The organism is Xanthomonas sp. NCPPB 1067, from assembly GCF_020783795.1.
Classification (GTDB): Bacteria; Pseudomonadota; Gammaproteobacteria; order Xanthomonadales; family Xanthomonadaceae; genus Xanthomonas; species Xanthomonas melonis.
The window spans coordinates 176181-196309 of record NZ_JAJGQG010000004.1; the positions used below are offsets into that span (position 1 = coordinate 176181).

At 58.9% G+C, this 20129-nt stretch carries 19 protein-coding genes; 15 read left to right on the forward strand and 4 right to left on the reverse strand.

What is annotated here, in order from left to right; genetic code table 11:
* Positions 1-94: 94 nt before the first annotated feature.
* The 9 genes from LL962_RS05160 to LL962_RS05200 all read left to right on the forward strand — a co-directional run bounded on the left by LL962_RS05160 (position 95) and on the right by LL962_RS05200 (position 10851).
* Positions 95-2461 (forward strand): TonB-dependent siderophore receptor, encoded by a 2367-nt coding sequence (locus LL962_RS05160; RefSeq protein WP_228316156.1) that lies wholly within the window; start codon positions 95-97, stop codon positions 2459-2461.
* 222 nt (positions 2462-2683) lie between these two features.
* Positions 2684-4918 carry a type VI secretion system Vgr family protein gene (locus tag LL962_RS05165; protein ID WP_228316157.1) on the forward strand — a complete coding sequence of 745 codons (2235 nt, stop codon included), beginning with the start codon at positions 2684-2686 and terminating at the stop codon, positions 4916-4918.
* Between the two features lie 9 nt (positions 4919-4927).
* A complete protein-coding gene (locus LL962_RS05170) occupies positions 4928-6268 on the forward strand; it encodes a DUF2169 family type VI secretion system accessory protein (protein ID WP_228316158.1) in 1341 nt (446 codons plus the stop codon).
* Positions 6258-6617, forward strand: a complete 360-nt coding sequence (locus tag LL962_RS05175) for a DUF4150 domain-containing protein (protein WP_228316159.1) — start codon at positions 6258-6260, stop codon at positions 6615-6617. The genes LL962_RS05170 and LL962_RS05175 overlap by 11 nt, the downstream gene beginning before the upstream one ends.
* A 6-nt stretch (positions 6618-6623) precedes the next feature.
* Positions 6624-7613 carry a hypothetical protein gene (locus LL962_RS05180; RefSeq protein ID WP_228316160.1) on the forward strand — a complete coding sequence of 330 codons (990 nt, stop codon included), beginning with the start codon at positions 6624-6626 and terminating at the stop codon, positions 7611-7613.
* Positions 7613-8089, forward strand: coding sequence for a hypothetical protein (locus tag LL962_RS05185; RefSeq protein ID WP_228316161.1), 477 nt, complete (start codon positions 7613-7615; stop codon positions 8087-8089). The genes LL962_RS05180 and LL962_RS05185 overlap by 1 nt, the downstream gene beginning before the upstream one ends.
* A gap of 29 nt (positions 8090-8118) precedes the next feature.
* Positions 8119-9249, forward strand: a complete 1131-nt coding sequence (locus LL962_RS05190; RefSeq protein WP_228316162.1) for a hypothetical protein — start codon at positions 8119-8121, stop codon at positions 9247-9249.
* Positions 9250-9392: 143 nt separating this feature from the next.
* Positions 9393-9755, forward strand: coding sequence for a hypothetical protein (locus LL962_RS05195; RefSeq protein WP_228316163.1), 363 nt, complete (start codon positions 9393-9395; stop codon positions 9753-9755).
* A 235-nt stretch (positions 9756-9990) separates the two neighbouring features.
* Positions 9991-10851 (forward strand): AP2/ERF family transcription factor, encoded by an 861-nt coding sequence (locus tag LL962_RS05200; protein ID WP_228316164.1) that lies wholly within the window; start codon positions 9991-9993, stop codon positions 10849-10851.
* Between the two features lie 8 nt (positions 10852-10859).
* Here LL962_RS05200 and LL962_RS05205 read toward each other — a convergent pair whose 3' ends face one another.
* Positions 10860-11123 (reverse strand): hypothetical protein, encoded by a 264-nt coding sequence (locus LL962_RS05205; protein WP_228316165.1) that lies wholly within the window; start codon positions 11121-11123, stop codon positions 10860-10862.
* A 396-nt stretch (positions 11124-11519) separates the two neighbouring features.
* Between LL962_RS05205 and LL962_RS05210 the strand changes: the two genes are divergently transcribed.
* The gene (locus LL962_RS05210) at positions 11520-12482 is read left to right on the forward strand and encodes a hypothetical protein (RefSeq protein ID WP_228316166.1); all 963 of its coding nucleotides are present in this window, start codon (positions 11520-11522) and stop codon (positions 12480-12482) included.
* Between the two features lie 633 nt (positions 12483-13115).
* Here the strand turns inward: LL962_RS05210 and LL962_RS05215 are convergent.
* The 3 genes from LL962_RS05215 to LL962_RS05225 all read right to left on the reverse strand — a co-directional run bounded on the left by LL962_RS05215 (position 13116) and on the right by LL962_RS05225 (position 14803).
* Positions 13116-13742: a LysE family translocator gene (locus LL962_RS05215; RefSeq protein ID WP_228316167.1), complete on the reverse strand. Its 627-nt coding sequence runs from the start codon at positions 13740-13742 to the stop codon at positions 13116-13118.
* A gap of 96 nt (positions 13743-13838) precedes the next feature.
* Positions 13839-14174 (reverse strand): hypothetical protein, encoded by a 336-nt coding sequence (locus LL962_RS05220; protein WP_228316168.1) that lies wholly within the window; start codon positions 14172-14174, stop codon positions 13839-13841.
* The gene (locus LL962_RS05225) at positions 14171-14803 is read right to left on the reverse strand and encodes a hypothetical protein (protein ID WP_228316169.1); all 633 of its coding nucleotides are present in this window, start codon (positions 14801-14803) and stop codon (positions 14171-14173) included. Before LL962_RS05225 ends, LL962_RS05220 begins: the two co-directional genes overlap by 4 nt.
* Positions 14804-15112: 309 nt before the next feature.
* Between LL962_RS05225 and LL962_RS05230 the strand changes: the two genes are divergently transcribed.
* The 5 genes from LL962_RS05230 (at position 15113) to LL962_RS05250 (ending at position 19794) form a co-directional block, all read left to right on the forward strand.
* Positions 15113-16348: a DUF1444 family protein gene (locus LL962_RS05230; protein WP_228316170.1), complete on the forward strand. Its 1236-nt coding sequence runs from the start codon at positions 15113-15115 to the stop codon at positions 16346-16348.
* Positions 16349-16607: 259 nt separating this feature from the next.
* Complete coding sequence (locus LL962_RS05235) at positions 16608-17312, forward strand: hypothetical protein (RefSeq protein WP_228316171.1); 705 nt, start codon at positions 16608-16610, stop codon at positions 17310-17312.
* Positions 17309-18025: a hypothetical protein gene (locus LL962_RS05240; RefSeq protein ID WP_228316172.1), complete on the forward strand. Its 717-nt coding sequence runs from the start codon at positions 17309-17311 to the stop codon at positions 18023-18025. Before LL962_RS05235 ends, LL962_RS05240 begins: the two co-directional genes overlap by 4 nt.
* 293 nt (positions 18026-18318) lie before the next feature.
* Positions 18319-19305 carry a hypothetical protein gene (locus tag LL962_RS05245; RefSeq protein ID WP_228316173.1) on the forward strand — a complete coding sequence of 329 codons (987 nt, stop codon included), beginning with the start codon at positions 18319-18321 and terminating at the stop codon, positions 19303-19305.
* Between the two features lie 24 nt (positions 19306-19329).
* Positions 19330-19794, forward strand: coding sequence for an STY0301 family protein (locus LL962_RS05250; RefSeq protein WP_228316174.1), 465 nt, complete (start codon positions 19330-19332; stop codon positions 19792-19794).
* Positions 19795-20129: the final 335 nt, after the last annotated feature.

A 20129-nucleotide genomic window follows, 5' to 3' on the forward strand; every position in this document is an offset into this window, starting at 1 on the left:
GGGCGGCGCCGAAGCGCAACAGCGCGAGCCCGGCCCCTCATCGGTCGCCACCGAGGCAAAGGTCGTTCATTCTTGCCCGTCGGAGTCCGGTTCCATGCCCCATCGTGTGCCTTCCATTGTTTCAACCGGCATGGCCGCTGCCTTGCTTGTCCTTGGTGTGTCCGCTCCCGCATCGGCAACCGATGCGCGCGAGCATGAGGCGCCCATTTCCGTCTCGGTTCCCGCGCGACCGCTCGGCGAGGCGCTCAACGAGTTTTCCCGGCAAGCCGGCATGCAGTTGCTGGCGCCGCCTTCGCTGACGGCGGGCAGGCAATCGGTAGCCGTCTTCGGCCGTTTGAGCCGTCGCGAAGCCCTGCACCGGATGCTGGCTGGCACAGGGCTCGCCGCCGAGATCGACCTGCAAGAACGCCTGGTGGTGCTGAGGTCCGCGGCACTACCCGCCGCCACCTCGCTTCCGACGCTCCAGGTCACGGCGGATGCACAAGTGCCCGAGCCCATCGGCTATGCGGCGCAGCGAAGCCTGACGGCCACCAAGACCGACACCGCGATGCTGGAGACACCGCAGTCGATCTCGGTGATTGGGCGCACCGAAATGGATGCGCGCGGCTCGCTGGACCTGATGGACATCGTGGCGCAGACGCCCGGTGTCTCGGTGGCCGCGTACGGACCGGACAACCGCGGCTGGGAGTACATCGCGCTGCGCGGCTTTCCGGGCAACACCAGCAGCTACAGGGACGGCTTGCCACAGACGCAGTTCGGGGTGATCTATCGCCTGACCGAGCCGTATGGGCTGGAGCGCGTGGAAGTGCTGCGCGGCCCGGCGTCGGTACTGTTCGGCCAGGGGGATGCGGGCGGTGTCGTCAACCGTGTGAGCAAGGCGCCGGGTGCGGACGCTGCGCGCGAGATCGAGGTGCAGGTCGGCAGTTTCGACCGCAGGCAAGTGGCATTCGATGTGGGCGGTGCTCTGGGCGATGGCAGCAACGTGGGCCTCCGGTTGGTGGGCGTGGGCTTGGACAGCAATGACCAGGATCGGTATCCCAATGGTGAGCGCATCAACCGCACACGCGTTCATCTCGCCCCATCGGTGCGTTGGCGGCCTACGCCCACCACCTCGCTCACACTACTGGGGGAGTTCATCAAGGATCGCTCGGGCGAAGACCCGTACTACGCCAATTTTGTCGATCCCGACGACCGCCTGCGCCGCATCAAATACGGCGATCCGTCGTTCAGCCGCTTCCAGCAGAACCAGTACTCGCTCGGCTACCAGTTCGAGCATGCATTCCAGGGCGGCTGGACGTTGCGCCAGAACACGCGATACACCGACATCGCGCTGGAGCGCGATGCCCTGTGGGGCGATGCACTGCAGGGGGACGGACACACACTGTCCCGCAGCACGCGCTCCTGGGACGACGGACTGAAGCAAGGGTCCGTCGACACGCAGGTGCAGGGTAGTGCGCGCACCGGATCAGTCCAGCACACACTGCTGTTCGGGCTGGATTGGAACCACCTCGAAGGCAGGGCGCTGCGCTTTCGGGGCACGGGACCCAACCTGGACTTGCTCTCTCCGGTCTACGGGATGGCCGTGCCGGCACCGCGCACCCCCATGGCGGATTTCACCCAAGACATGGATCAGATCGGGCTCTACGCACAGGATCAGATCCGCGTTGGGGACCGTTGGGTCACCACGCTGGGCGGGCGCCGGGACCGCGTTACGACCACCACGGCCAACCGCCTGAACGCGCAACGCACGGGACAACGGGACGACGCCTTCAGCGGCCGCATCGGCGTGAACTACCTGCTGGGCCGCGGATGGTCGCCCTACGCCAGCTATGCCGAATCGTTCCTGCCCACCAGTGGCGTGGACGCCGACAACAAACCGTTCCAGCCCAGTCGCGGCAAGCAGGTGGAGGCCGGCATCAAGTACCAGCCCGAGGACGGCAGAAGTCTGTTCACCGCAGCGTTGTTCGATCTTCGAAAGACCAACGTGGTCACGTACGACAGCATCACTTCGGACGCACGTCAGATCGGCAAGCAGCGCTCGCGCGGCTTGGAACTGGAAGCCAAAGGCGCGTTGTCTCCGAAGCTGCAGCTCGCCGCATCCTATACCTGGCTCGATCTCGAGGTGACCGATAGCGCGGACGTCACCGAAGTCGGCAAGATCCCGCCCACGGTGCCCAAGCAGACTGCATCGCTTTGGCTGGACTACGCGCTCGCTGGAGGCTTCGGTGTGGGCGCGGGTCTCAACTACGTGGGGGAGCGCCAGAACGACGAAGCCAACACTTCGGCAGAGGGCGGATTCACCCTGCTGGCAGCCATGCTGCGCTATGACACGGGAAAGTGGCGGATGGCCTTGAACGTCACCAACCTGCTCAACCACCAATACAACACCATCTGCTACCACGGCGAGTGCTACCTGGGAAAAGAGCGCACCTGGACCGCCAGTGCCAAGTACCGGTTCTGAGCGTTGCATGGGCGCCCGATGCAGGCGCTGCAACATGGCGACTCCCTTGCTCAAAGCATGGGATTACCATGATGGAGATAAAAATGGCTTATCTAAAATATAAGAAATAACATTTGAATACACATATTCGCTCGTAGGGGAAGGGCGTATGTTATCGGTTGCACGTTAATATCCGCGCCAATTGATACAACTGCGTTTCCTTCACGGGTACGCCCATGGAAAATGACCCGGCGCGTTACGATTCAAACTCCCGTTGGCGATCAACTGCAATTCAGGCAGTTGAAGGGGGAGGAGGCCATCAGCCAACTGTTTCGTTTCGATATCGACTTGTTGAGCGACAGCAAGGGGATCGATCCCAAGGCGTTGCTGGGCAAGAACGCCACCGTCGTGGTGGAAACGCAGGGGGGTGGGGTGCGACATCTCGATGGAATCGTCACGCGATTTGGTATGCAGGGTGAGGATCATCGGTATTACGCCTACCGGCTCGAACTGAGTCCCTGGCTTTGGCTGGCCACCCGCAAGAGCGATTTCAAGATTTTTCAGGGAAAGACTGCCCCGGAAATCATCGAGCAGGTCTTGGGGAAATATGGTTACCCCATGGAAAAACGCCTGACGCGCAGCTATCGCACCTGGGATTACTGCGTCCAGTACAACGAAACCGATTACCAATTCGTCTCGCGCCTCATGGAGCACGAGGGCATCTATTACTTCCATCAGCACAATGCGGGCCAGCACACGCTGACCCTGGCCGACGACATCGTCGCCTCGCACAGCCCATTGCCAGGGGCGGCGGTGATTCCGTTCTACCCGCCGGAGAAGGCGGCGGTCGCTGATAAGGAAAACATCCACGCCTGGCAACTGAGCCAGAGCATCCACTCCGGACGGCACTACAACGACGACTACGACTTCACCAAACCCCGGGCGGACCTCTCCAACATGCGTCAGACCCCGCCGGGCCATGCGCACGACAGCTACGAGATGTACGAATGGCCTGGGGGCTATACCGACTTTGGCGACGGTGAGGCCTATGCCCGTGTTCGTCTGCAGGAGAGCCTGACGGGTCACAGCATCGTGCGTGGGCAATCGCGCCACAGGGCCCTTGCACCTGGCTATACCTTTACGCTGGAGAACTACCCCCGCGAAGACCAGAACCAGCAGTACCTGCTCACCAGCCTCGAGTACCACTTCAAGGAAAATCCCCAGGTCAGCGCCGCGGCGCCCGGGCCGAAGGGCACGCCGCAGGAGGAGGGTTCGTTTCAGAAGTTCACCCTGCAGGCGCAGCCGACTACGTTGCCCTATACGCCGGCGCGCACCACGCCCAAACCCAAGACCACTGGCCCGCAGACTGCTGTGGTCGTCGGTCCGCCCGGCGAAGAGATCTGGCCCGACCAGTACGGGCGCGTCAAAGTGCAGTTCCACTGGGACCGCGTGGGTGCGATGGACGAGAACTCCAGTTGCTGGGTGCGCGTCTCCAGCAGTTGGGCCGGCTCCGGCTTCGGGGCCATGTTCATCCCGCGCATCGGCCACGAGGTCGTGGTGGATTTTTTGAACGGAGACCCCGATTACCCGATCATCACCGGCTGCGTCTACAACGCCAACAACATGCCCCCGTGGTCGTTGCCCGGCAACGCCACGCAATCGGGCATCAAGACCAAATCGAGCAAGGGTGGCGCATTTGGCGACGGATTGAAGAACGGAGCGGGCGATGCCAATGCCATCCGATTCGAAGACAAGGCCGGGGCCGAGCAGCTGTGGCTGCACGCGCAGAAGGACCAACTATCCGAGGTGGAAAACGACGAGGACCGCTGGATCGGCCACGATCTGCGTACCGTGGTGGACCACGATGAAACCCGCACGGTGCACCACGACCGCGTGACCACCATCGACAACGACGAAACCCAGACCGTCCACAACGACCGCAAGCGGCGCGTGGACCATAACGAAACCCTGTCCGTGGGCGACAACCGTCGGCGCGACGTGGGGATCGATGAGACGGTGAGCATCGGCAAGAACCGAACTCAGACCATTGGTCGCAACGAGAAAGACAAGATCGGCAATAACTGGTCGATCAAGGTGGGTAGTTTCAAGACCGAGACCATTGGCTTGGCTTATCTGCAGAACGTGGGCCTGGCCAAGATGATGAACATCGGAGCGGCCTACAACGTGAACGTGGGCGCGGCCATGGTGGTCAACGTGGGGCTGACGCAGAGCACCAACGTGCTGATGGGCCGCTCGGTCACCGTGGGGCAGAGCCAGACCACCAAGGTGGGGGAAAACTGGAGCCAGAAGACCGGCAAGGTAATCCGCATCGAGGCAGGCGATTCCATCGAACTGGTATGCGGCGCCTCGGTGATCAAGATGGAAAAAGGCGGGCAGATCACCGTCAACGGCAAGGAAATCGATGTGGTGGGGACCAAGCACATTGGCCTGGATTCCAAGCGCATCGACCTTAATTGAATCGACGCCATGGCACTCCCATCGCACACCTTGCCCAGCCCTATCGATGCTGCGGGCGTTCCGGAAGTCATCAACCACACGCCTTGGCCGAGCCAATACTTCCAGCATGTGGATCCGCAGGGGGACATCTTCCATGTGGTGGTCACCCGCATTTCGTACTCATTGCTCCAACTTCAGGAAAAGAACGGACGCATGGAGCCGGTGCTGCTGCCGCCCGAGCAGCAGCTACCGCTGTGCCAAGCGGACCAGTTCCAAGGCAAGGTCAACGAAAGTAGCCTTCTGCAAGAAAGCGACTACGCGCCATATAAGCCCAGGTGCGACGTGCTTTTGGTCAATGCAACAGCACATTCGCCGGAAGGCACGCCGCTGGCCCGTTGGCCAGTGGGATTTCGCTTCGGAAGCGCCATCGAAAAAACCTTTCATGTTACCGGTCCGCGCCGCTTTGCCCGGTCCGTCGCCGCACTGGGCATGCTCCAACTGACCGATCCCGAGCCGACTACCCGTGTGCGCCTGCGCTACGAAACTGCCTTCGGCGGCCCCAACGTCATCCGCCAGGAAAATGCCTTGCAGGCCTGTGCGGACGGCGAACTGGACGGCGGCATGCCCGACGCATCGCGGCAATTTGCACGGAAGGCGCATTCGCAACTGCCGGCGCTGTACCCCGCCAACCCTATCGGTTGCGGGCGGTTGCCCGACGCGGTGGTGCAAGCCAACGAGGCGTTGGACAGACTCCGGCGCGACGGTGCCTCGCTGGGATCCCCGCCCATCACCGATGCATCGATGTCCGACGCCGAACGGCCCGCACCGCAGATCGAGGCATTCAATCGCCCTTATACCGGGCAGGACGACTATCCCGTCGTGGGTGTCGGGCCGGTAGGCCGCTGGTGGTCCCCGCGGGTGGCGCTGGCCGGCACCCACGACGAGCGCTGGAAGCAGATCCAGTGGCCCAGGAGCCCGCTCGACCACGACTACCGCTACTGGAACTGCGCACCCGAGGACCAGCAGATCGACTATCCGCAAGGCGGTGAGGAAGTGGTGTTGGTGCATTTCACGGCGGCAGCAAGGCACAAGGGCCCCTACCGTTTCACGCTGCCCCGCCAGGACTTGCAGTTGCTGGTGCGGTTGAAGGTCGGTGTGCTGATGTTCGCGCCGATGCACATCGACACCGTGATCCTCGATCTGGAAGCGGGCACGCTCAGCATCGTGCGTCGCGCGGTCGTCAGCGCCAAGACCGATGTGCGGCAGTTGGAACTGGGCACCTGGCCTGCAGGCACTGGCATGCAACTCGATGAGGCGATGCAGCAGGCAGCCCGGCAGAACCAAGCCCGGGGAGCCAGCCATGGCCAATGAAAACATCGTCGCCAAGGACGGGCGCTTTCGCGTCGTCTCGCTCGCGCCCGACGTCTGCCTGACGCCCAGCAAGAACGGCGTGCCGGTGCCATATCCCATCACCCACCAGCTGGATCAAAGCCAGCATTGCTCGCCCAACGTCTTCTTGCAGGGAAAGCCGGTGTATCTGCACAACCAGAGCTATGTGGACAACGTGATGGGCGATGAACCTGGACAGGGAAAGGGGGTGGTCAGCCAGACCAACGTCTTCATCAGTCACGACATCGACCACAGCAAATCCGTGTACGTCAACGGGCGGGCCATCGTGCGTACCGCCGACAAGATGTGGATGAACTGGAAGAAACCGTAACACCCTATGGCGTCCAAAAGACCCCGGCCGCCAGAGGCCGAAACACGCAACGCGCGCGTCAAGCCCAATAACTATCCGTCACCGGGTCCGATCGGCAACACCACGGGCATCGTGGTCCCGGACACCGCGCCTAATCCGCACGGCAACAGCGCCCCACCTATCAAGCCCACCGAGCCCGAGAAAAGCTGGTGGAGTCGCTGGGGCAGCGACGTGGTGCATACCGGGTTGGATGTCGTCGGGCTGATTCCCGGGGCCGGCGAAATCGCGGATGGCGCCAATGCTTTGATCTATCTGGCGGAGGGCGATAAAGTCAATGCTGCCATCAGCGCGGCGGCCATGATTCCTGGCGCGGGCATGGCCTCCACGGGCGCAAAGTACGGTAAGAAAGCCGCTGACGCTGCAGTTGAGGCAGTAGGCAAGAAAACTGCCCGCGAGGCGGAAGAGGCCTTGGCCAAGCGGGAGGCCAAGGAGGCGGAAGAAGCTGCTGCGAAGAAGGCGGAGGGCAATGCAGGCGGTAAGGACACGGGAAAGCCCAAGAGGCACAAGGATTGCGGCAAGAAGGTGCCTTATAACGACAGAAAGTCACTGAAGGGCAGTGGCCTGGAAAAGGACCACACGCCTTCGGGTGCCGCGCTAGAGCATGCTGCGGAGCTAAAAATCCTGGAGTTGCGCGAGAGCGGAATGAGAATAAATGAAATTCAGGCGAAGAAAATTCTAAACGCAGTTAGAAATCAGGCTCCGACCATCGCCATTCCGCCTGATATACATTCTGACGGAGACACTTGGAGGCACAAAAATACTCCTGAGAAGATCAAGAAAGACGCATCAGACTTGAAGGGCGCGGTGAAAAGAAATACTGAGAAAATATCAAAAGCTATGGAGGGTAAAGATCACGGGTGCAAAGATGCTTATGACAAAGCGGCTGAAGAGTTGAGGAATATGGATTGGGATAAATACATTCAGGATGCGATTGATAACGCAATAAAGGCTAAATAATGAATGCGATTGAAATGATCGGTTTTTTAGGGCACGGCAGTATCTATAAGCCTTTCGATGCTTACCTGACGGCGTCAGGGGTCAAAAAACGGCCAAAAATAGGAAAGTCGCTTGATACCATTATTCCGATAAAAGGTACTGGGCTTACCATGTCTTTCCAAATCAGCGTGGAAAGCTTGGGCATTACGCCCAAAAGTGAAGGTACTTTTGTATTTTATCAATTAGAGATCATGCTGCTGGATGAGGGGCAGGATCACGGAATTTATACTGGCCCTTTGCCTTATAGCCTTAATGCCACAGATTCGCGTAGCGAAATTGAGAGCAAACTTAAAAATCTGAAAAGGCGCCTACCAGACAATGACAGTTACTTCCTTGATGGACTCGTGTGGACAGTGGCCTTCGAAGGGGAAAAGCTGCAGTTCTTCCAGATTGGCGTGCCAACTAATGGAAAGCGTAAATACGGACTTTGTGATTGAAGGCAAGGCGCAGAGATTTAGGGGTTGTGATGGCTGATTTTATCGGTGACGTCTTGGCTTTGATCGAATTATTAGGTTGCTCTTCCGAAGCCCATCGCTTGGAGGCATATCTCGTCCAGAAATATATTCACGACCGCCCTATGACTCCCGACCAAGTAGAGAGTGAAGGTTTAGTCGAAGACAATGGCGATACGGATGTGGAATACGAGCTGATGCGTCGGTCCAAGGAGTCTATGGTCGTACAGTCTGAGCGGGACGGCTTCTGCCTGATCTTCCAGCCCCGCGAAGACTATGATCTGGTGCATCGATCCCCGTGTGGTGTTGAAGCAGCGTTCGTTTTAGAACAGATTGCGTTTTTCGCTAAAGGTGTTCAGATCTACCAGGGATTCGAAGGTCCGGTTTTCCGGGGCGTGCGCATGACAACCCGACGATCAGATGCCGCATATGCGGCGTTAGGTGCGCCACTGGCCCGCCGAACCGTTTACGAAACCTCCACGGACCTCTTTGTCGTCGACGACTTCGTTCTGAACTTTGGCTTTCAGAATGATGGGCAGGACTCTCCTCTGGCTCACGTTCATATCCGGCGCAAGAACGTTTTCGACGACGTCATGCTAGACCCGCAGTTACTGGATATTCCTCTCAACGCCCCTTACACCATGCCGGGCTTGGCTCAACTCGGGCATTCCTCGGATTCGCTGGAGGTGCAGGATTTCCTTGCGAGCCTGGGACTGAGCAACGAAATCGATGAGGACATCGGTTGCCCCGAGGAAATGAGTGGCCGAGCCCGATCACATGGCACTGTCATTTACTTCAAGGAAATCACTGGGGCAGCAAACCGTCCTCACGAGCTGCCTGACAAGATCGTATCGGCCATTACCTACAAGCGACGGGGCGACCTCGGTTCCTCGGGATATCTCGGTGACCTGCCTTTCGGTATGCACTTTGGTGACCGCCCTGACGTGGCGATTGCCAAGGCAGAACATCCACCCGTAAAAGTAGCTGAGAGCGAACAACTGCTGTCTTATTATTGGCACGTAAGCTCAGGAATAGTTGTGCAAGCCGTCTTCAGCCTCATCGATTGGCAGTTAGCCAGAGTCACACTTCACGCTCCAGTACGCGCTGCTTCTGTTTTGAAAGAGCCACTTCGTACAGTGATTTAAAATAATTTTAGAAAACATTTGTGAAATGGTTTATCAGGCGAGCCTAAGTGGTCGTTAGGTTGGAAAGTGTGAAGTCGGTCGGCTAGGTTGACTGACGGCAGCATCGGGAGGATTATCGCTTTTCCATTGACAAGGATGACATGATGAGCATTCACAGCATAACCTTGAAAATTACGAACTCCTCTAATCATTCTTTAACCTTGACCAATTACGGGCACAATGGCGCTGGAGCGCATTGGGATAACCGTCCTACTGACCTGCCGCAAAATTCAAGTTGCAGTTGCCACGTTTATAGTAATGATGTCGATATATTAATGATTTGGTTTGAATACACGTCAGACGATGGCTCTGCTCTTTATTTTACAGCAACAGTCAACATTCCGGGGGGTTTTGAATTTGATGTATCGGGGGTGAATTCGCCGTATTGGACGGAATCAAACTATTCGTACGTCAATGCGGATGTCAACCACATTCAGGCCGAGCTTACGTTAGAGACACAACCTTAGTTCCTATAGGTATGCACCTCTTCTAGTCATATTCATCCTATATATGACGATGCTCACTTACCGCGACGGTCGGAATGCTAATCCTAAAAACTTAGATAAGTAAATGGCGACGGCGCGCTCAATTACCTGGCGTCGCAGCAGAAGCATTGCTGCGGGTCAGTTTTAAAGCCGCATCTCCCCTCGCAGGCCTGCGCCCGGCAGGTATTTTTTCATCCGATTTACTAGGCATAACAGTATGGTATTTGGCATCATCAGCGCCCCTTTGCACAACAGAGATGTTGAACAGCGGATTGGTGAAGGCGCCAAAGATCATCCTTTTGTACAACTTAACGCTTGGCTGGGGTTGACCGCCCAGACAAAACGTTATGGAATTAGCATGCGCACTGTCAACTCAGTCCCGTCCGCTTGGCGTGTAAGCATTCGCCGTCGTGGAAGCGTCATTGGGCGTCAATTCAGCGCGAAGGCATTTGGCAGCATGGAAGAAGCGTTAAAAGCTGCACTGGCTTTTAGGGCTGAGGTCAATGAACGTTTCCCGCCGTTGACAAAGCAAGAGGCACACGCCATTCGCCGATCAACGAATACCAGCGGTGTGCCTGGTGTGTTTCGCACGAAAATGGGCGAATGGAAAGCCTCTATCCACTTTGAAGACGGCACATGCAAGACGCGGCAGTTCGCAGTGCGCGTATATGGCGAGGAAAAAGCAAGACAACTGGCAATTGGGGCACGCGTTGAATTGCTCAAGCAGGTTCATGGGCACGTCATTTACCACGACGAAAAGCTCGACCTCCGGTCGTCGCGCGGCAATGATGAGCCTGCTGTTTGCATCATTCCCAACAAGGAGGAGCCCGCGCCCAATCCGTATCGCCTGCAGACCGATAGAGTTCCAGGTGTAGGTACTGTCAATGTCAAAACGGTTCTGCGCAACGGACAGGTGCGGAGGGTGACGTATCGAGTGGCTCAGTTCACCAAACCAGAGGGATTACCCAAGCGAAGGTACTTCTCTGTGCTTCGTTATGGTGAAAAAGAAGCCGAGCGCTTGGCCATCGCGCAACGCCAAGCCTGGGAGCGCGAGGCGCACGATGCCCTAGGGCGCTAGCAAGGTTGCTAATGCTGTGGCAAGCAACGGACTGCGTAGGTGAAGGCCGACTCGGCTTGGCCGCACATGGCGGCAAAGTTTCTATTCGGATAAAAGAGTCTTGCGCCGAAGAAGGTCAGCAGCCCGCCGGTCAACCGGTCGATGATCTGTTTGGTGGTGGCGTAGCGCTTGCGAGCCGCGTCGGCGGAAATCGCATTGGCGATCAGGGTGTTCAAGGTGAGCGAGATCGCCGCGACAACCAGTGCCGCGGCTGCCTTGGCCCAGAAGGCCAAGTCTGGGGTTGAAGAGTGTCGCGAAGGCGCTGCTGGAAAACACCAGTGCCTTGGGGTTCGTCAGATTGGCTGCCAAACCGTCGCGGTAGGCCTGCCATGGACCTCCCATTGCGGGCGCCTGATCACTCTGGGTGAGCGGCGGGCTTGGCTGGCAAGCCCGCTAGGCACAGCAGAACTCGGTTTACTAGAAGCAGTAGGTGCGTTTTCGGTAGGGAAAATCACAGGCTGCAACCCCATCCTGCTGAAGCGCAGTTACTTGCGTACCATAAGCTCAAGGGGGTGGACGTTGATACGGTCGTGCGGGCAGACCTCAGCGGAAAAATACCCATCGATTTCTCAAAGATCGGTCCAGGAAAAACATCGCAAGGAGGCCCGCTGCGATAGCGGGTTAAGACAATGAACGCAGTCGCCATCACTTTCAGCCGTTGCACCGCCATCGAAAGCGACTATTACATGATCGCATCGAAACCTGATGCCCTCGACACCAGCGAAGAGTTCACTCGGCTTTTCTATTTTGATGCTCAGGCCCCCAACACCTGGCGTCACACCGACATGCCGTATTTCACTGCCGTTGACATGTGCGTCGTGCACCGGGCGCTCGGCAGCCAGCGCCGCTATGCCGTGCTCTCCAGGCAGGGGCAAGTCCTCTATTACTGGCCCGGTGACCAGCTGGCCGAAAAGATAGAAGGCGCGGGATTGGCAGAGCCGGAGGGACCTGTTTACGGATACCTCAACGCGCTCAAGGAAATCGACGGTTCGTTGTATGTTTGTGGAGGTGGTGGTCAGATCTACCGGCGGAACGGCCGGGGCTGGAGCGACATGGCAGGCACATTGCGCAAGCCAGCACCGCTTTTGAAGGCAGACCTCGCGCTGCATTCCCCTATTGTGGGGGACGATCTGTCGGACATCGATGGCTACCGCGCCGACGACCTGTATGTTGCCGGCGGGCAGGGGATCTACCACTACGGCGGCCACGACTGGATAGCTTGTGAAACCTCTACCGATGAAACCCTCATGGCGGTGATGTGCACGCCGGGCGGTGTAGTGTGGGCCTGTGGATTCAATGGAGCGGTAATGCGTGGTAACGCCGCTGAAGGCTTTCGAGACGTCAGTCATTACGATGACAACATGCTCCTGACAAACATGGCCTTCTTCGGCAGGCATTTGTATTTTTCATCCAACCAGGGCTTGTTCCGCTTGGATCCGCAGGCGCCGAAGAGTCGGTTGGAAAAGATCAACATGGTGCCTGAGTGCGAGGACGTGTCGGTGGTGGGCGATGTTCTGCTTTGCGTCGGTCCGAAGAGCATCCATATCTTGCAGTCGGGCGATTGGAGAGAACTGGTTCACCCGGACAATTAGCCAATCCGAGAAACAAGGGCATGATCGGCCAGATCGATGCGTTCATCATCTATACCGTCGACTATTGCAAGATGGTCTACGGCATCGCCTAACACGCAGCAGGGCAGGCCGAAGCCACTAAAAAAGAAGACTTGAGCACGTGGTTGGCCCGTTGCCTGAGGAAAGGCAACTACTGGCGATGTACGTCGATTCGGTGGCGGAGATGGTCGTGGTTCGGGGGCTTTCCCAAGCGTGAGAAGAAGTCATCCAAAAACTCGGTAGCGGAGTTGATGGCCCAGGCCGCACAATCGATGCAGGCACTCCACGGATGTCCTTGCGTGGTCGGCCGTCGTTTTCGGAAAGCTCGTTGGCGGTAGCGTCGATGAAGGCGCCTGCGCAAATCACGGCGCCGGAGACGTGAGCGCTCATTGCACTTGCGTTTTCTTCAGAGCCATCGAGCTCAAGCGTCGCGGCTGTTCTGGCATGGTATGCCGCCATCTGTGCATGGTGCAGGGAGAAGTAGGTCCGCAGAAGCATGCCGGTCAACATGTATCAAGTCCGTTTCATTGAGAGAGTATTGCGTTGGAGCGGATGCAGGCGGAACATCATGGCGTAAGCCAGGACGATCTGGCAGCGAACATGGCTGCAGGGTTCCTATTTGGGTAGAAGAAGTCTTGCGCCGAAGAAGATCAGTAGCCCGCCGGTCAATCGGTCGATGATCGGTTTGGCGGTCGCGTAACGCTTGCGGGCCGCGTCGGCAGAAAACGCATTGGCGATCACGGTGTTCAAGGTGAGCGAGATCGCCGCGACCACCAGTACCGCGGCTGCCTTGGCCCATAAGGCCAGGTTCGGGGTGAAGAGTGTCGCGAAGGCACTGCTGAAAAACACCAGTGTCTTGGGGTTCGTCAGATTGGTTGCCAGGCCGTAGCGATATGCCTGCCATGAGCCTTGCATTGCGGGAGCTTGATCGCGCTGCGTGATCGGTCGATCCGCTCCATGGAACATCCTGATGCCGATGTAGACGAGATAGACACCGCCGATCGCGCGCAGGAGTTGTTGGGCCCAGTGGTACTGCCCAAGCACCACGCCCAGGCCCACCGCAGCGAGACTGGCCCACACCACACTGGCCGTGGAAACACCCAGCCCCACACACAATGCCTGGCGCCGGGACTGGCTGATGGCCGTTGCCGTGATCACCAGGAAATTGGGGCCTGGACTGATTGCCAGCATCAAGTAAAGGCTGGCGATGCTGCTCAGAAAGAGCATTTCATTGGCTGCCATCGAAGATCCATTTTCTCGAAGCAAGTGAAAGATTGCATAAAAGTGGGTGACAACGCTGGCGTCGACGTAGACATCAAGGTCACCGTACACACGACGTCACCTTGCCGAACTCAGCGCAACAAGCACCATCCCAACAATGATCAAGCTGGCAGAGAGCGTCCGTTCCCACGGCGAGCGGGTTCTAACGCCAAGGACCGCCTGCACCAGTGCCACGAGCGCAAACACAACTCCGGCTACGACGACGTGGTTGCCGGAGCCATGCTCGATGGCATGCGGGGGGATGGACGGGTCCATCTCGTAGATCAGGTCATCTTTCCGCCCGGTGAGTGCGATGACCATCAGGCCGAGAAGGGACGCAGCATGGAGAACGATGCGAATCAGCTTTTTCATGGCGAACAGGTTGCGTTGGATCAGGGGCGGATCGAAGATCATGGAGATACCAAGAAGTCGAGTCCTTTCAGATCGTCGTTGATCTGAGCCACAGCCTGTCCGCGGCCCGGATAGGCGCTGAATGCAATGGTCAACTTCCCATCCCTGACCGTGTAGGGACTCAGATCGTTGCCGCTACTGGCTGCCAGTTCAATGTTGTCCAGGCAGCTGGACACCGGCACATGTCCTTCGACCTTCGGCACGGGGCGCAGGTTCACCGCGGTCACGCTGATCTCGGCACCCGCGCCACAGTAGCCATGCCCATCGCCTGGTGATGAACGGCGTGCGGAGAAATAGAGCAGCTTGCCGTGTGCGAGATAAGGCTGCAGCTTCATTGGTAGCCAGCGGATGAGGTTCTCCGCGCCAACCCGTGCGGGGTCGTAAGGGTGGGGGATGGTCTCCAGCACGGTCTTTCGTGCAGTGGGCGCCTGCAGCACGATGCGGCCAGACGCGCGCTCATACGTGAGCTTCAGCAAGCCATGCTGCGCAGTGCACAACGCCGTGTCCCCTGTGAGGGCCGGTGCCTTGACGCACTCCGGTGACCGGTCATGGGTGACGGCGTATGCGGCGCCTACGCTGCACATCGCGGCACCGGCCAGCACGGTAAGCAGCACGTTCAGGGCGGGCAGCATGGGGCAGTCTGCATCGATTCGAAGGCGCCAGTGTGCCAGCGGCACGAGCGATGGTCGAATATGCGGCACGTCAGAAGGCGGGGTAGGGTACGGTCCTTCTCGCTCGTCTCCTTATCGAAGAAGAACTGTGCGGTGATTCGGGTTAATTTTTCCAAAGATTTCTAGATACCGTATGACAGCCGCAAGTTTGCCTGCCCATGTTTGTCAGGAAGAGATGACGTATGGGACTACTTACTACAGAGGCGAAGGCCGGGTGACTATGTTCTGGCCGAGCGCACGCATGACCCCATTCGCCGAGGACCACTGCTGATGTTCGCTGCACTGTTCGACATGCTATTCAACCGCAAACCCGGCCCTGACACTTTTGCCAAGCGATTCCTCGCCGCGTTGCGCGCGCAGGGCGCTGGAGAAGACATGGACTACGATCCGGACACGTTCCAACTGGTCGGTCGCAATGGTCGCACCATCAATCTCCACAACCTGTATCAAACCTACAGCAATTCCGACCACCGCCACCGGGACGAAGCGATCCGCAGCTATGTCGCCGCCTTCATGGAAGGGAACAACGGAGAAAGCCAGGCCATGACGTTCGAAAAGGTGCGGCCTACACTGATGCCGGTGCTGCGCCATCGCGCCATGCTAGAGGAAATGCGGCTGGTTCACCGCCGTGAGCACGGTCCCGACGCCGCGTTCACTGTCGTCTTCCGCGACATCGCCGACGACTGCGTCGAGTTGCTGGCCGTCGACCGCACTGAGTCCGTCTCCCCCCTGTTGCAGGGGCCGAATCAAGAATGGGGCATCACCCTGGAACAAGGTCTGGCCATCGCTCATGACAACCTGCGCGACGCCACCTCAGACCGCTTCGTAGAGGTGGCCCCGGGCGTATTCCGGGGCGCCTGGCAGGACGCCTACGATACCAGTCGCGTGCTGTTGCCCGACGTGATCGAGCGCGTAGCGGTCAGGGGACGCCCTGTGTTCATGCTGCCCACCCGCGACTGCCTGCTGGTCGTCGGCGACCGCGACGAAGCGCCGATGGCGGCCATGTTGGAACTGAGCATCGAAGCCGCCAGTCAAGGGCGCTGCATTTCCGCGCTAGCCTACACATACGAAGAGCGCCGCATCGTGCCCTTCGCGCTGTCGCAGCCCCAGCACCTGCGTCGCCAAGACGACTTGCGGCGCATGATGGACGCCTCCAGTTATGCCATGCAGAACGAGTTGCTGCAGGCGGTGCACAAGACCGAACAGCTGGACATCTTTGTCGCGTCCTACCGCTTGTACAAGGAAAACGACGGGAGCGGCCATCAATTCTCGCTCGCCACTTGGACCGAAGATGTAGACATCCTGCTGCCTAAGGCCGACCGCATCGCCTTCGTCACCTCTAACGAGGAAGGCGATGCCGACGTGGTGGTGGTGCAGTGGAACCAGGCGGTCGGCGTTGTCGGTGCATTGATGGAGCTGCAGCCAGATTTCTACCCGCCGCGCTATCGCGTGCGCAGCTTTCCCAGTTCAGTGCAATTGCAGCAATTGGTGCAGGCCGAGCTATGAGGGGTCACTTGATTGGAGTAGGAGTTCATCCGAATCGGTTTTGAGAGACTGATCTCGGACAGCCAGTCATGCTGATCGCTCCAGCAGCGTGTACAGGCCGTTTTATTTAATCTGCTGAGGGCCCATGCGATAGCCGAAAAAGACGGGGTAGGGCGTGGTCCTTCTCGCTCGTCTTCTTGAAGAAATGCATGTGCTTGCACGACACTGGTTTGGCTCGTGCGCAGCCGCTACCTGGTGCAAACCGTCATCGAAGGTCAACATGGATCCGACTGGTATTTTTGCTGCAATTTCGCTGTCCCCACTGTCATTCGAGCGTTTCTGCGACGACCACGGTAAAGCGCTGGTGCAGGATATCAACTACATCCTCGCTAACCGCGCGATTGATCGGGAGTATCAAGAGGCGCTGGCCGAGGCTCGAAGCCAGTCGGCGACGCTGACGTCGTTCTTGAATTTTCAGAAAAGCCATCCCTCTCCGGATTCACGCTACCGCAGAACGCTGGAGAACTATCTGCATCCGGGGTCGGACGAACTGATCATTCAGTACGATCTGGCCAGTCAGACAATGTTCTATTTCTACATTCTTGATCGCCGCAATCCCGATGAAATCGAGGACGTGCCATCCCTCAGGGTGCTGCGCGAGGTCGTCAAGTACAAGGACGAAGACGGCACGGACTACGTGGCCTTGTCCTCCAGCGCCACGAACTTCAATACCGATCCGATCTGGAGATCGTTCACCATCCAGAAGACCGGTTGGAGCCGGCAGCCCGACGGCACCCCGATTCCCCAGCATGTGATCTCCCGGCTGGATGGCTTGTCGCAAAAGTATTATTTCGATGCGATTGACCGTGATCTCGGTTTGGCATCGGCGGGCACGGAGGAAGAGGCACCCTGGATTTATCCGAAGGACCACCTGCATCCCTGCTTGCTCAGGCATGTCACCGAACAGCCGATGAACCTGGATTGATCCCTTTGCTGCTTGCGCGAGCGCTGCGAATGAAACGGGCGATAGCCCTTGCCGCTGCGGTGATGGTGACCGGTGCTTTGCATGCTGCCAACACCAGTGCTGCTGCCGACAACGCTGCTGGTGTGGTGCATGTCATCAACCCGGAACTGCTCTCGGCGCTGCAAAACCTCAAAGCAACCCTGCCGGCCGGGCGCACGCCGCTCGCGTTCGACAACGGCGCTTCGGCCAAGAACTGCCTGGAGTATTCGGATCTGTTGTCGACAAGCAAGCCAGCCGAATCGACTCGCAACTTCGAGATTCGAAGCGAGTACCGGTTGTGCGACAGCATTCGCATCATTGCGGGTAAGCCCTTCGTCGCGCAGAAGGCCGCAGCCTCCGGCGAACAGGGCAAAACCCTGTACGAAAAGCTGGACCTGCGCTCATTCCCTTCATCGCTGCGTAATCGCACTGATGCCAGCAAGCGCACGCTCAGTGCGTTGCTGCCCGGCGACGTTCGATCCGAAGGCAGCACCGTGCAAGTGGACACCCCGGAGCAGTTCTTCCGGTTGGAGGTGGTGGGCATCATCGACCATGGCAAGGGCCAAGCACCCGAATGGATCGTCTGGGTGACCGACCAGCTCAAGACCGGCAGCTACCGCGGGTACAGCACCCTCGTCGTGCACCCGCCTCGTGTCGCATCGGATCTCTACACCGCAAGCCCTTCTCCCCGATGAGCGAAAGCCTGCCGATTTTCTGCTCGTGGGGCTGCCATTGGTCGACGGATGCACCGCGCATCGCCTCGCGCATCGCATCCACTCGACGGCGGCTGGGACGCCATCGACTGCAGGTGGTTTATCGCCAACGAGGCATGCGAGAAGGACATGATGGTCTGCTTGACGGGGTCGGATGGCTCAAGCCAGGCAACTTCTCAGGCGCAAGGAGCTAGGTGGTGCAGGACTGCGTGCGTCGATGGATTCGGCATAGGTTGTCTCCAGGCCAGTATGTTGGCAGGGCGATCGTGCCTGCGATGATGATGGGTGTGTTACCAGTGGTGGAGATGCTGGGATCCGTCGATGCGTGCGCTCCCGATGATCCAAGCCGCCAGGTGCTGGAGTCACTTCCCGCGGATATTGGCGTGGATGGCGGACGCCGTTCGACCTACGAGCTCGCTCTCGTCCCATGCGATGACGCCGCATGTCCCTTTGAGGTGCGCTTGGTCGCGAGGACATCGCAAGCAGAGTCTGCAGAAGGCCACGCGAAGATGGGCGTTAACACGCATGGACCGGTCAGGTTGACGTGGTACGCGTCGGGCGCGCCGGCATGGGGAGCCGATGCGCAGACGCACACCGCTGAACCCATCGCATTCTTCGGAGCGGCTTTGCCACGCGTCTGGACGACGGGCTTGGAGGAGCATCAGGTCGCCGTCTCCGCCGGCGCGGTGCCGCTTGAGCCGGGCAAGCAAACGGGTGCGTATGCACTGCTCGTGACGCAGACTGCGGGGTTCGAGCATCCGAAACGTCAGCACGCCCTGTTGACCGCGGTATCGGATGATCTGAAAGTGGCGTGGTCCAAGGTCGAGCCGCAGGGCCCTCACGTATCCTGGGTCGCGATCCCCAAGCGCCATGCCCCGGTCTACGTCTCGCTGTTCTTCTCGCCTGACGATGATGCTGCAGATGACGTGCTTGCTCGTCAGCTGAAGTGGGATACCGAACAGCAGGTGTTTTCCGAGGAACCTCCGCCGCCGCAGGTGCAGGCCGTCGTCGCAGGTTCTTACCGCACCCTGAGCGCGGCAAGGGTAGCCAGGTCCGCCTCGGACTGCCTGACTGGATACAGCGCGATCGATACCGGTCCGAATCAATGGGCGATGCCGCATCGGTACGCGTTGATCCGGGTGACCTGGGAGCCAGCCCAGGTCGCCACGGAGACCGAGCGACTTCGCCAGTGCCGTCCAGGCGGCCCGGCGCACTCGCTTCCGCTCACGAATCTGTTGTCGTCCTCGCCCTCCAACCCATAAGCCCAACGCATCAGGAGTCATCGCGTGTCATCCAAACGTTTTTCAACCGCTGCGATCGCGGCAATGTCGTTGGCTGGGGTGCTGCTATGCGGTGCAGCGTTTGCCAAGGACACGTTGAAGTGTCCAACGACACTGGCTGTTTCAGAGACGGTCCTGCAAACCCAGGATGTACCGGAAGGAACCCGGGCCATCCTCAAGGGAGACGGGTCTTTGCCATTCTTTTCCATGGGTGTCTTTTCAGGGCACCCTCGCGATTTGGCCTCGCTGATCCCTGACGGTGGCGATGAGCAGGAATCATCGGGGGTCTCAAAGGGCGTCTGGAAATTTGAGAGCAGAAATCCCTATGGAATCTACCTGGTGTGCGAATACGGCGCCCTTGGCGCGGTGCAGATCTACAAGCGCGTCGGCGACGACGTCAGGTCTTGCACGGCGACGACGCGCAAGGACCGCGACCAGCATCTGATCGACATTGATTTCGAGTGCGAATGAGCGCTAGGCCCTTCGCTTTGATTTGTGTGACTGCAATCAGGCGTGCGTGCGATCCACCCTACAAAGCAGTCAGTGACTTCTTACAAGCCCGTCAGGGGTGACCCGATGGAGCCGCTCGATGGTCCGCGGCAATCTATGGATGTCGGATGGGTCGTTACAGCCCGCAGCTCGGTGACGAGGTCCGAGCAGGCCGACAACAAAGACCAGCAACGTTCGGGCCGATGGCTATCCACCGGGCGGGCCAGGTAGGGATACCTCGGCTGCTGGTCCCTTTTATAGCCGGACCGGCGCAAGGGCGCTATCACGCATCCTGACTGTGCGCGCTGCCATCCAAT